Annotated in this window: 8 protein-coding genes and 1 pseudogene; 3 read left to right on the forward strand and 6 right to left on the reverse strand. The window is 70.6% G+C overall.

Translation table 11 applies throughout. The features are described from left to right. Nucleotides 1-5: 5 nt before the first annotated feature. Both ACPOLB_RS16985 and ACPOLB_RS16990 read left to right on the forward strand, forming a co-directional pair. Nucleotides 6-1232: an ABC transporter permease gene (locus ACPOLB_RS16985; protein ID WP_425257204.1), complete on the forward strand. Its 1227-nt coding sequence runs from the start codon at nucleotides 6-8 to the stop codon at nucleotides 1230-1232. After that, nucleotides 1232-1954: an ABC transporter ATP-binding protein gene (locus tag ACPOLB_RS16990; protein ID WP_425257205.1), complete on the forward strand. Its 723-nt coding sequence runs from the start codon at nucleotides 1232-1234 to the stop codon at nucleotides 1952-1954. The genes ACPOLB_RS16985 and ACPOLB_RS16990 overlap by 1 nt, the downstream gene beginning before the upstream one ends. Here ACPOLB_RS16990 and ACPOLB_RS16995 read toward each other — a convergent pair. The 5 genes and pseudogenes from ACPOLB_RS16995 to ACPOLB_RS17015 all read right to left on the reverse strand — a co-directional run bounded on the left by ACPOLB_RS16995 (nucleotide 1951) and on the right by ACPOLB_RS17015 (nucleotide 7955). Next, nucleotides 1951-3849, reverse strand: coding sequence for a potassium transporter Kup (locus tag ACPOLB_RS16995; protein WP_425257206.1), 1899 nt, complete (start codon nucleotides 3847-3849; stop codon nucleotides 1951-1953). The two genes, ACPOLB_RS16990 and ACPOLB_RS16995, sit on opposite strands and share 4 nt — an antisense overlap. Before the next feature lie 97 nt (nucleotides 3850-3946). Further along, a complete protein-coding gene (gene gshA, locus ACPOLB_RS17000; RefSeq protein WP_425257207.1) occupies nucleotides 3947-5233 on the reverse strand; it encodes a glutamate--cysteine ligase in 1287 nt (428 codons plus the stop codon). 102 nt (nucleotides 5234-5335) lie between these two features. Further along, nucleotides 5336-6860 (reverse strand): annotated as a pseudogene (locus ACPOLB_RS17005) (ammonium transporter). 32 nt (nucleotides 6861-6892) lie between these two features. After that, nucleotides 6893-7231, reverse strand: coding sequence for a P-II family nitrogen regulator (locus ACPOLB_RS17010; RefSeq protein WP_425257208.1), 339 nt, complete (start codon nucleotides 7229-7231; stop codon nucleotides 6893-6895). 25 nt (nucleotides 7232-7256) lie between these two features. Next, nucleotides 7257-7955 (reverse strand): TorF family putative porin, encoded by a 699-nt coding sequence (locus ACPOLB_RS17015; protein WP_425257209.1) that lies wholly within the window; start codon nucleotides 7953-7955, stop codon nucleotides 7257-7259. A gap of 226 nt (nucleotides 7956-8181) precedes the next feature. Between ACPOLB_RS17015 and ACPOLB_RS17020 the strand changes: the two genes are divergently transcribed. Continuing rightward, on the forward strand, nucleotides 8182-9708 hold the full coding sequence (locus ACPOLB_RS17020; RefSeq protein ID WP_425257210.1) for a YifB family Mg chelatase-like AAA ATPase: 1527 nt from the start codon (nucleotides 8182-8184) through the stop codon (nucleotides 9706-9708). An 87-nt stretch (nucleotides 9709-9795) separates the two neighbouring features. On the opposite strand, the gene metH is transcribed toward ACPOLB_RS17020, so the two are convergent. Continuing rightward, a complete protein-coding gene (metH, locus tag ACPOLB_RS17025) occupies nucleotides 9796-12498 on the reverse strand; it encodes a methionine synthase (protein ID WP_425257211.1) in 2703 nt (900 codons plus the stop codon). Between the last annotated feature and the right edge of the window lie 26 nt (nucleotides 12499-12524).

The following is a 12524-nucleotide window of genomic DNA, read 5'->3' on the forward strand; positions in this document are numbered from 1 at the left end:
AGCACATGCCCTACTGGCTCGCCTTCGAACGCCAGGTCGCCGTGCGCTTCCTGCGCGAAGGCCGCATGCAGACGCTGCTGATCATCGTCGGCGTCGCGGCGGGCGTGGCCGTCATCGCCTACATCTCGGCGCTGATCACCGGGCTGCAGGCCAACACGCTGAACAAGACGCTGGGCGCGCAGGCGCATCTGACGCTGCGCGCGCCCGACAACGCCGTGGTGGCGGCGCGGGCGCCCGAGCCCGGCGTGCAGTTGCTGGCGCAGACGCAGCCGCGCAGCGAGCCGCCGCGCAGCATGGCGAACTGGCAGACGCTGCTGCCGCTGCTGGAAGCGCTGCCCGACGTGGCCGCCGTGTCGCCGATGGTGTCGGCCGCGGGCCTGGCCGAACGCGGCGCGGCGTCGAAGTCGATCGCGCTGGTGGGCGTGGAACTGGAACGCTACGACCGCATCGTGCAGCTGCGCAGCAAGATCGTCGCCGGCACCGCGCGCCTGGGCCCGGGCGAGGGCATGCTGGGCCGTGAGCTCGCCGACGACCTGGGCGTTCGCGTGGGCGACCGCGTCGCCATCGTCGTCGGCGGCGTGCGCGACGCGCTGCGCGTCACGGCGCTGGTGGACCTGGGCGTGCGCGAGCTGAACCGCCGCACCGTGATCGTGCCGTTGCGCGCAGCGCAGAGCCTGGCCGGCCTGCCCGGTGGCGCCACCAGCCTGGACCTGACGCTCAAGGACATCTGGCGCGCCGAGGCGCTGGCCGCCGACCTCGGCGCCCGCTGGCCGTTCGAGGCCGAAAGCTGGCAGCAGGCGAACGCGCAGCTGGTGTCGGCGCTGAATGCCCAGAGCGTCAGCACGGCACTGATCCGCGCCGTCGTGCTGGTGGTGGTGGTGCTGGGCATCGCCAGCGTGCTGGTGGTGTCGGTGGTGCAGAAGCGGCGCGAGATCGGCATCCTGCGCGCGATGGGTGCCACGCAGGGGCAGGTGCTGCGCGTCTTCCTGCTGCAGGGCGCCATCGTCGGCGTGCTCGGCGCGGTGCTGGGCATCGCGCTGGCGGTGGCGCTCATCTGGGCCTTCACGCACTTCGTGCGCGGCTCCGACGGGCTGCCGCTGTTCAGCATCATGCTGCCGCCGCTGCTGGCGCTGCAGGTGGCGGCGGTGGCCTGCGTCTCGGGCGTGCTGGCCGCGGTGGCACCGGCGCGGCGCGCGGCCAGGCTCGACCCGGCGCAGGCGATCCGCAGCTGATGGCCGCCCACACCGACCCGCTGATCGCGCTGGCCGGCGTGACCAAGCGCTACAACGTGGGCCGGCCCAACGAGGCCGAGGTGCTGCACGGCATCGACCTGACGCTGGCGCGCGGCGAGTTCGCGGCGCTGATCGGGCCGTCGGGTTCGGGCAAGAGCACGCTGCTGAACATCATCGGCCTGCTCGAACGCCTGAGCGGCGGCAGCTACCGCATCGACGGCGAGGACACGGCCGCGCTGGACGACGCGGCGCTGACGCAGCGCCGCGCCACGACGCTGGGCTTCGTGTTCCAGTTCCACCACCTGCTGCCCGCCTTCAGCGCCCTGGAGAACGTGACGCTGCCGGCGCTGATGCGCGAAGGCCGCGTCAGCGCCGCGCGGCTGGCGCACGCGCGTGCCGTGCTCGACGCGGTGGGCCTGGGTGCCGCGATGCACAAGCGCCCCGGCGAGCTTTCGGGTGGCATGCAGCAGCGGGTGGCGATCGCGCGCGCCGTGGTGCTGCAGCCGCCGCTGGTGCTGGCCGACGAACCCACCGGCAACCTCGACACGGCGTCCGCCGACGAGGTGTTCGCGCTGCTGCGGCAGATGCACGCGCAGCTGCAGACCTCGTTCCTCGTCGTCACGCACGATCCGCGGCTGGCGGCGCGCTGCGACCGCACGATCACGCTGGTGGACGGGCGCATCGCCAGCGACGCGCGCACGGCCCCCCCGGGGGCTGGCTAGATCTCGACCTTCGAGCCCAGCTCGACGATGCGGTTGGCCGGCAGGTTCAGGAAGTCGGCCGCCGCCGAGGCGTTGCGGTGCATGCCGGCGAAGAGCTTCTCGCGCCACAGCGCCATGCCGCCGCCGAAGGTGGGGATCACGGTGTCGCGGCTGAGGAAGTAGCTGGTGTCCATCGGGTCCAGCGGCACGCCGCGGCCGGCCAGCAGCTGCAGCGCCTCGGGCACGTCGGGGTCGTTCTTGAAGCCGAAGTGCAGCGTCACCTGCCAGCAGTCGTGGCCCAGCGGCTGCATCTCGGTGCGCTGCGCGAAGCCGATCCACGGCACCTCGTGGTGGCGCACGTGCACGAACAGGTTGTACGCATGCAGCACCTTGTTGTGCTTGAGGTTGTGCATCAGCGCGTTGGGCGTCAGCCCGGCCTCGGCCGACAGGAACACGGCCGTGCCGTCCACGCGCGTGGGCGGGTTCACGAACACCGCGTCGAGGAAGCCGCGCAGCTCGATCGCGTCGTCGCGCAGCCGGTCGGCCACCAGCTTGCGGCCCTGCATCCAGGTCAGCATCAGCGTGAACATGCCGATGCCGATGACGATGGGGAACCAGCCGCCGGCCAGCAGCTTGAGCATGTTCGACGCGAAGAAGGTGACGTCGATGACGAAGAAGAAGCCGGTGGCCAGCAGGCAGGGCAGCAGCGGGTATTTCCAGCCGTAGCGGATGACGTAGAAGGTCATCACGGTGGTGATGGTCATGTCCAGCGTGACCGCGATGCCGTAGGCCGAGGCCAGCTTGCTGCTGCTGCCGAACAGCACCACCGCCAGCACGATGAAGACGTACAGGCCCCAGTTCACGAAGGGCACGTAGATCTGCCCGGTGTCGCGCACGCTGGTGTGCTGCACGCGCATGCGCGGCAGCAGGCCGAGCTGGATCGCCTGCTTGGTGACCGAGAACGCCGCCGTGATCAGCGCCTGCGACGCGATCACCGTCGCCGCCGTCGCCAGCACCACCAGCGGCAGCCGCGCCCAGCCAGGCGCCAGCAGGTAGAACGGGTTCTCCACCGCGGCCGGGTCCTGCAGCAGCAGCGCGCCCTGGCCGAAGTAGTTCACCACCAGCGCCGGCATCACCAGGCCGTACCAGGCGATGCGGATCGGCAGCTTGCCGAAGTGGCCGAGGTCGGCGTAGAGCGCCTCGCCGCCGGTGACGCACAGCACCACCGCGCCCAGCGCGATGAAGGCCACCAGCGGCTGCGTGGTGATGAAGCGCAGCGCGTGCGTGGGCGACAGCGCCACCAGCACTTCGGGGTGCATCGCCACGTGCGGCAGGCCGAGCGCGATCAGCACCACGAACCACAGCAGCGTCACCGGGCCGAAGGCGCGGCCGATGCCGCCGGTGCCGAAGCGCTGCACGGCGAACAGTGCCGTCAGCACCAGCAGCGTGATCGGGATCACCGCCTCGTGCAGCAGCGGCGAGGCCACCGCCACTTCCAGCCCTTCCACCGCCGACAGCACCGAGATCGCCGGCGTGATGACGCCGTCGCCGTAGAAGACCGCGGTGCCGAACATGCCCACCACCAGCAGCGTGCTGCGCAGCCGCGGCCGCCCGGCCACCGCCGTGGTGGCCAGCGCCAGCATCGCGATCAGGCCGCCTTCGCCGTTGTTGTCCGCGCGCAGGATCAGCAGCACGTACTTCAGCGAGACCACGGTCGTCATGGTCCAGAAGATCAGCGACAGCACGCCCAGGATGTTGTCGCGCGTCACCGGCACGTGGCCGGCGTGGAAGACTTCCTTCAGCGCGTACAGCGGGCTGGTGCCGATGTCGCCGTAGACCACGCCCAGCGCACCGAGCGTCAGCGCGGCCAGGGCAGCCGGCGAGCGGGGGGCAGAAGGCGTGGAGGTGGGGGTCACTGCTGGCGCGGACGCCGGCCTGGCAGCCAGCGCGCGTCGGAGGATGCTACGCGATCATGGTGCGCTGCACCATGGGCGCGCTCGCCTAATCGCACCCCTATTCGTAGATCTCGGCCTCGGGGTCCGTGGCCTCCAGCTCGTAGGCCGCGGCCAGCATCGCCAGGCGGCCGATGACGCCGTACATGTAGAAGCGGTTGGGCGCGCTGGCGCCGGGCTTGACGCCGGCACGGGGCAGCTGGTTGCTCTCGGCGAAGGCCAGCGGCACGAAGCGCGAGCCGGGCGCGTTCAGGTTCTCGTCGGTGCCGCGCTCGGCGTGCACGCGGTAGAAGCCGCCGACCACGTAGCGGTCGATCATGTAGACCACCGGCTCGGCCACCGCGTCGTTCATGCGCTCGGAGGTTGGCACGCCTTCCTGGATGATGACCTCGCGGCCCACCGGCGGCAGTCCGTCCAGGCGCGCGCGGCGTGCGATCTCCTCGAACTCCTTCGCATCGCGCAGCGTCACCAGGCCCTGGCCGTCGCCGCCGTTGTCGGCCTTGACGACGACGAAGGGCTTCTCGTTGATGCCGTATTCCTTGTACTTGCGACGGATCTTGGTCAGCAGCGCGTCGGCGTGGCCCTGCACGCATTCCAGGCCGCTGGCCTCGGCGAAGTCGACCTGCCCGCACTGCGCGAACATCGGGTTGATGAGCCACGGGTCCATGCCCAGCAGCTTGGCGAACTTCTTCGCCACCTCTTCGTAGCTCTGGAAGTGCCGGCTCTTGCGCCGCGTGGCCCAGCTGGCGTGCAGCGGCGGCAGCAGGTACTGCTGGTGCAGGCCCTGCAGCACCTCGGGCACGCCCGGCGCCAGGTGGTTGTTGAGCAGGATGGTGCAGGGGTCGAAGTCCTTCAGCCCCAGGCGGCCGCGCGCGCGCACCAGCGGCTCCAGCGTCAGCGTGCTGCCGTCGGGCAGGCTCAGCTGCGTCGGCTTCTTGATCGCCGCGTCCAGCGTGCCCAGGCGCACGTTGAGCCCCGCCTGCGTGAACACGCGCACCAGGCATTGCAGGCTGCTCAGGTAGAAGGTGTTGCGCGACTGCGCCTCTTCGGGGATCAGCAGCAGGTTCTTCGCCTCGGGGCAGATCTTCTCGATCGCCGCCATCGCCGCCTGCACCGCCAGCGGCAGCATCTCGGGCGTGAGGTTGTTGAAGCCGCCCGGGAACAGGTTGGTCGCCACCGGTGCGAGCTTGAAGCCGGCGTTGCGCAGGTCCACCGAGGTGTAGAACGGCGGCGTGTGCTCCATCCATTCGAGGCGGAACCAGCGTTCGATGGCCGGCATGGACTCGAGCACGCGCGCCTCGAGTTCGTTGATCGGCCCGGACAGCGCAGTGATGAGGTGAGGAACCATGGACGGATTCTAGGCACGCCACAAAGACAAAGCGGGCTCCCGAAGGAGCCCGCCGCAGCGATCGCCGTGCAACCCGGCCGCAGGGCCGGATTGCGTGCAGCATCACTTGTTGTAGGCCGTCTCGCCGTGCGAGGTGATGTCCAGGCCTTCGCGCTCTTCGTCTTCCGGCACGCGCAGGCCGATCGTCAGGTCGACAATCTTGAACGCGATCACCGAGACCACGGCCGACCAGACGATGGTCAGCAGCACGCCCTTCAGCTGGATCCAGACCTGGGTGCCGATGCCGTTGGAGCCGACGGTGGCGGTGACCCAGTCGGTCACCAGGCCCGGGCCGCCCAGCGCCTGGCTGTTGAAGACACCGGTCAGCAGCGCGCCGACGATGCCGCCGACGCCGTGGATGCCGAAGACATCCAGCGAATCGTCCGCACCCAGCAGCTTCTTCAGGCCGTTCACGCCCCACAGGCAGACGAAGCCGGCGATCAGGCCGATGACCAGGCCGCCGACGATGCCGACGTTGCCAGCGGCCGGCGTGATCGCCACGAGGCCGGCGACGGCACCCGAGGCAGCACCCAGCATCGAGGCCTTGCCCTTCAGCAGCGCTTCACCGGCGCACCAGGCCAGCACGGCAGCGGCGGTGGCGGTCAGCGTGTTCAGGAAGGCCAGCGCGGCGCTGTTGCCGGCTTCCAGCGCGGAACCCGCGTTGAAGCCGAACCAGCCCACCCACAGCAGCGAGGCACCGACCATGGTCAGCGTCAGGCTGTGCGGCGCCATCGATTCCTTGCCGTAGCCCACGCGCTTGCCGATCATGTAGGCGCCCACCAGGCCCGCCACGGCGGCATTGATGTGCACCACGGTGCCGCCGGCGAAGTCCAGCGCGCCCCACTGCCAGATCAGGCCGGCCTTGCTGTTCAGGCCGTCCACCAGATCGGCACTGGCGTAGGCGTCCGGGCCCATCCAGAACCACACCATGTGGGCCACCGGCGCGTAGCTGAAGGTGAACCACAGCGCCATGAACATCAGCACCGCGCCGAACTTGATGCGCTCGGCGAAGGCGCCGACGATCAGGCCGCAGGTGATGGCCGCGAACGTGGCCTGGAAGGCGACGAACACGATCTCGGGGATGACCACGCCCTTGCTGAACGTGGCGCCCATCGCGAAGGCGCCGGTGGCGGGGTCGAACACGCCCTTCAGGAACAGCCGGTCGAAGCCGCCGATGAAGGCGTTGCCCTCGGTGAAGGCCAGGCTGTAGCCGTAGACGACCCACAGCACGCAGATCATCGAGAAGGTCACGAACACCTGCATCAGCACCGACAGCATGTTCTTGCTGCGCACCAGGCCGCCGTAGAACAGCGCCAGGCCGGGGATGGCCATCATGATGACGAGCAGCGTGGACACGAGCAGCCAGGCCACGTCGCCCTTGTTCGGCGTCGGCGCGGCGGCGGGCGCGGCGTCCGCCGCCGAGGCGGCTTCGGCTGCCGGCGCGGCCGACGGCCGCGGCTTCGGGGGCCGAGGCCGCCATGGTGGCGGCCGCCGAGGCGGCGGAGGCGGCGGCGTCCTGCGCCATCGCCATGCCGCCGAAGCCCATGAGCGCAGCGCCCAGGGCCAGGATGGTGAAGAGTTTCTTCATGGTGGTTGTCTTGTGTGGTGTTGCAGGCCGCCTCAGAGGGCGTCCTTGCCGGTCTCGCCGGTGCGGATGCGCACGACCTGCTCCAGCGTGCTGACGAAGATCTTGCCGTCGCCGATCTTCCCGGTGCGGGCGGCGCCCTCGATCGCCTCGATGACGCGGTCGACGATGGCGTCGTCGACGGCGGCCTCGATCTTCACCTTGGGCAGGAAGTCGACGACGTACTCCGCGCCCCGGTAGAGCTCGGTGTGGCCCTTCTGGCGGCCGAAGCCCTTCACCTCGGTCACGGTGATGCCTTGCACACCGATGCCACTGAGGGCCTCACGAACTTCGTCCAGCTTGAACGGCTTGACGATCGCGGTCACCATCTTCATTTGGGGTTCCTCTGCAGTTGGCCCGTCACAGGGCCTTGGTCACGGTGAGCAGGAAGCGCGACTTGTTGATGTCGCCGTAGGTGCTCTTCTTGTTCGCGCCGGCATAGGCGCCGCCCAGGGTGAAACCGCCGCCCAGGTCGTAGTCGACACCGACCTTGAAGTCGCTGTAGTTCACCGCGCCGCCGGCCTTGGCGTCGCTGCTGAACTGCGTGGTGCCGTAGTGGCCGATCAGGTACAGGCCCTTGGTCGCTTCCCACTTGGCGTTGACTTCGAGGTAGCCGGTGCCCTGGCCGTCGACGATGCCGAAGTACTTGCTCGAGACGGTGCTCGAGTACTTCAGCGACACCGGGCCGTAGCCGACGCTGCCGTAGATCTCGGTGGTGTCGGCGGCCGAGGTGGCGCCCGGGTAGTAGTAGTGCAGCAGGCCGACGTCGTAGGCCACGGGGCCGAATTCGCCGCGGTAGCCGCCGTAGAAGTCCATCTCGGTGCCGCCCAGGAAGCCGACCGACGAGTTCCAGTTGCCGACGTAGAAGCCGCCCAGGCTGTAGTCGAAGCCGCCCTGCACGGCCGGCAGCACCGACTCGGCGGGATCGCTCTGGTCCTGGCCGCGGTACTTGTACTTGGTGGTGACGGCGATGTTGCCGGCCACGTCGGCCAAGGCCGGCAGCGGGGCCGCCAGCACGGCCACGGCGGCACAGATCAGGGTCAGGTGACGGTTCTTCATGCGGGGACTCCGAAAGAGGGTGGGTTCGACAGGACTGCCGGCCATGTCGCAGCTTCTGTGCCAGCGGCGTGCCCCGGCGCCGGGCACCGACTTGAGGCGCCGCACCGCACAGTCCGAAACATGGCGCACGACTTTGGTGCCCATCCCCCGCCGTCCCCCCTTTGGTGCGGGTGGGGCCCCGGGGCCGGCTCCCCACAATCGGCCGCCCACGAACAGGAGACACCGGATGTCGCTGGCGACCGTGACGAGCCGTGCGCTCGATGCCCTGGACGCGCCCGAGGTGCACGTCGAGGTGCAACTCGCCAACGGCCTGCCCAGCTTCATGCTGGTGGGCCTGGCCGACACCGAGGTCAAGGAGTCGCGCGAGCGCGTGCGCGCGGCGCTGCAGCAGAGCGGCTTCGCGTTCCCCCACAACAAGCGCATCACCGTCAACCTGGCGCCGGCCGACCTGCCGAAGGAAAGCGGGCGCTTCGACCTGCCGATCGCGATCGGCATCCTGGCCGCGGCCGGCGTGCTGGACGCGGCCCGCGTGGCGGCGCACGAATTCGCCGGCGAGCTGTCGCTGGCCGGCGAGCTGCGCCCGGTGCGCGGCGCGCTGGCGCTGGGCCTGGCGCTGCGGCGCGCCGGCAGCCGCCGTGCCCTGGTGCTGCCCGCCGAGAGCGCCCGGGCGGCCGCGCAGGTGGCGGGCATCGACGTGCGCCGCGCCAGCCACCTGACGCAGGTGGTGCAGGCCCTGCTGCCCGGCGAAGCCGCCACGCCGCTGCCGGTGGCCGTGGCCCTGGCGGCCCCGCCCGCGCCGCCCGGCCCCGACCTGCGCGACGTGAAAGGCCAGGCCGGTGCCAAGCGGGTGCTCGAGATCGCTGCGGCGGGCGGCCACAGCCTGCTGTTGGTGGGCCCACCCGGCGCCGGCAAGTCGATGCTGGCGCAGCGCCTGCCCGGCCTGCTGCCGCCAATGGACGCCGACGAGGCGCTGGTCAGCGCTGCGCTGCAGGGGCTGACGGCGCAGGGTTTCGATGCGCAGGCCTTCGGCCGCCGGCCGGTGCGGTCGCCGCACCACTCGGCCAGCGCGCCGGCGCTGGTGGGCGGCGGCTCGCCGCCGCGGCCGGGCGAGATCTCGCTGGCGCACGGCGGCGTGCTGTTCCTCGACGAGACGCCCGAGTTCCCGCGCAGCGCGCTCGAGGCGCTGCGCGAACCGCTGGAGACCGGCCGCATCACGATCAGCCGGGCCGCGCGGCAGGCGCAGTTCCCGGCGGCGTTCCAGCTCGTCGCTGCGATGAACCCCTGCCCCTGCGGCTACCTCGGCGCGGCCGCGGCCACCGGCCGGCCCTGCCGCTGCACGCCCGACGCCGTGGCGCGCTACCAGGGCCGGCTGTCGGGGCCGCTGCTCGACCGCATCGACCTGCAGATCGAGGTGCCGGCCGTGCGCCCGGCGGAGCTGATGGCGTTGCCCGACGGCGAGACCAGCGCCGTCGTCGCGGCGCGCGTGGCCGCGGCCCGGGCCATCGCGCTGCAGCGCCAGGGCGTGCCCAACGCGGCGCTGGACGTGGCGCAGATCGACGGGCTGTGCGCCGCCGATGCCGCGGCGCAGCGCTTCCTGCAGAGCGCCGCCGAGCGCCTGGGCTGGTCGGGCCGCCGGCTGCACCGCACGCTGAAGGTCGCGCGCAGCATCGCCGACCTGGCCGGCAGCGCGCCGGTGATGGTGGCGCACGTGGCCGAGGCGCTGCAGCTGCAGCGCGCGCTGGTGGCGGCCTGAGTGGCCGCCGTGCCCGGCCCGCGGGCGTGGAATCGCCCGCGGGCCTTCGTCAGCCGTCTGAGACCTTCCGGTCTCAGACGCGCGGACTCACCCCAGCGCCGGCGCCAGCAGCCGTTCCGCGTCGCGCAGGTCCAGCGCCTGCCGCGTCGCCCAGTCGGCGAGCTGGTCGTGGCCGATGCGGCCGACGTTGAAGTAGCGCGCCTCGGGGTGGGCGATGTAGAAGCCGCTGACGCTGGCCGCCGGCGTCATCGCCAGGCTCTCGGTGAGCGCCATGCCGATCTCGCCGGCCTGCAGCACGCGGAACATGTCGCGCTTGACGCTGTGGTCGGGGCAGGCCGGGTAGCCCGGGGCCGGGCGGATGCCCTGGTACTGCTCGGCGATCAGCTGCTCGGTCGTCAGCGCCTCGTGCGGCGCGTAGCCCCAGAACTCGGTGCGCACGCGCTGGTGCAGGCGCTCGGCGAAGGCCTCGGCCAGGCGATCGGCCAGCGCCTTCAGCATGATCGCGCTGTAGTCGTCGTGGTCGTCGGCGAACTGGCGTTCCTTCTTTTCGAGCCCGAGGCCGGCGGTCACCGCGAACAGGCCGATGTGGTCGGCGGCCACGCCCTTGGGCGCGATGAAGTCGGCCAGGCTGCGGTTGGGCCGCAGCACGCCATCGACCACCGGCCGCTCGGTCTGCAGCCGCAGCGGGCTCCAGCGCAGCGCCACCTGGCTGCGGCTGGCGTCGGTGTAGATCTCGATCGTGTCGTCGTCCACCGTGTTCGCCGGCAGCAGGCACATCACGCCGCTGGCCTGCATCCAGCGGCCCTCGATGGCACGCTGCAGCAGCCGCTTGCCGTCGCTGAAGACACGCTGCGCCTCGTGGCCGACGATCTCGTCGCGCAGGATCTCGGGGAAGCGGCCGGCCAGGTCCCAGGTCTGGAAGAACGGGCCCCAGTCGATGTGCTGCGCCAGCTCGGCCAGGTCGTAGTTGCGGAAGACGCGCCGGCCGATGAACTTCGGTGCCGGCGGCGTGCTGGCCGGCCAGTCCATGCGCGCCTTGTTCGCGCGCGCCTGCTCCAGCGTCACCAGCGGCGTGGCCTTCTTGCTGGCGTGCAGCTGGCGCACGCGGTCGTAGTCGCTGTTCAGGTCGTCGATGAACTTCGCCGCGCGCTCGTCGCTCAGCAGGTCGGAGCACACGCCCACGCTGCGCGAGGCGTCGGGCACGTAGACCACCGGGCCTTCGTAGTGCGGCGCGATCTTCACCGCGGTGTGCACCCGGCTGCAGGTGGCGCCGCCGATCAGCAGCGGGATCTTCTTCATGCGGAAGTAGTCGTCGCGCTGCATCTCGGCGGCCACGTGCTGCATCTCTTCCAGGCTGGGCGTGATCAGGCCGCTCAGGCCGATGATGTCGGCGCCCTCGACGCGTGCCTTGGCCAGGATGTCCTGGCAGGGCACCATCACGCCCATGTTCACGACCTCGAAGTTGTTGCACTGCAGGACCACCGTGACGATGTTCTTGCCGATGTCGTGCACATCGCCCTTCACGGTGGCGATGACGATCTTGCCCTTGGGTCTGGCCTCGCCGCCCGCATCGACCATCGCCTTCTTCTCGGCCTCGATGTAGGGCAGCAGGTGGGCCACCGCCTGCTTCATCACGCGGGCGCTCTTCACCACCTGGGGCAGGAACATCTTGCCCTGGCCGAACAGGTCGCCGACCACGTTCATGCCGGCCATCAGCGGGCCTTCGATCACGTGCAGCGGGCGGCCGCCGCTGTCGCGGATGGCGACCCAGGCTTCCTCGGTGTCGGCGGTGATGAACTCGGTGATGCCGTGCACCAGCGCGTGGCTCAGGCGCTCGTTCACGTCGCCGGCGCGCCAGGCCAGGCGCGCGCTGTCGTCCTTGCTCAGGCCCTTGGCGCTTTCGGCGATCTCGACCAGCCGTTCGCCGGCGTCGGGGCGGCGGTTCAGCACCACGTCTTCCACGCGTTCGCGCAGACCGGGCTCGAGGTCGTCGTACACGCCGACCATGCCGGCGTTGACGATGCCCATGTCCATGCCGGCCTGGATCGCGTGGTACAGGAACACGGTGTGGATGGCCTCGCGCACAGGGTCGTTGCCGCGGAAGCTGAAGCTCACGTTCGAGACGCCGCCGCTGACCTTCGCGCCGGGCAGGTTCTGCTTGATCCAGCGCGTGGCCTCGATGAAGTCGACCGCGTAGTTGTTGTGCTCCTCGATCCCGGTGGCGATGGCGAAGATGTTGGGGTCGAAGATGATGTCCTCGGGCGGGAAGCCGACCTCGTCGACCAGCACGCGGTAGGCGCGCGCGCAGATCTCGATCTTGCGCTGGCAGGTGTCGGCCTGGCCCTGTTCGTCGAAGGCCATCACCACGGCGGCGGCGCCGTAGCGGCGCACCAGCGTGGCCTGGCGCCTGAACTCGGCCTCGCCTTCCTTCAGGCTGATGCTGTTGACGATGCCCTTGCCCTGGATGCACTTCAGGCCGGCCTCGATGACGCTCCACTTGCTGCTGTCGATCATGATCGGCACGCGCGCGATCTCGGGCTCGCCCGCGATCAGCTTCAGGAAGCGCTCCATCGCCGCGGCCGAGTCGAGCATGGCCTCGTCCATGTTGACGTCGATGATCTGCGCGCCGTTCTCGACCTGCTGCCGCGCCACGCTCAGGGCGTCCTCGAAGCGGCCTTCGAGGATCATGCGCGCGAACGCCTTGCTGCCCGTGACGTTGGTGCGCTCGCCGATGTTGACGAACAGCGCGCCCGCGTCCAGGGTCACCGGCTCCAGGCCGGACAGTCGCATCGCAGGGGGTTGGGGTCGCATGGGCA

Origin of the sequence: Rubrivivax soli (assembly GCF_049810355.1) — a bacterium.
In the GTDB taxonomy this organism is placed as follows: Bacteria; Pseudomonadota; Gammaproteobacteria; order Burkholderiales; family Burkholderiaceae_C; genus Rubrivivax.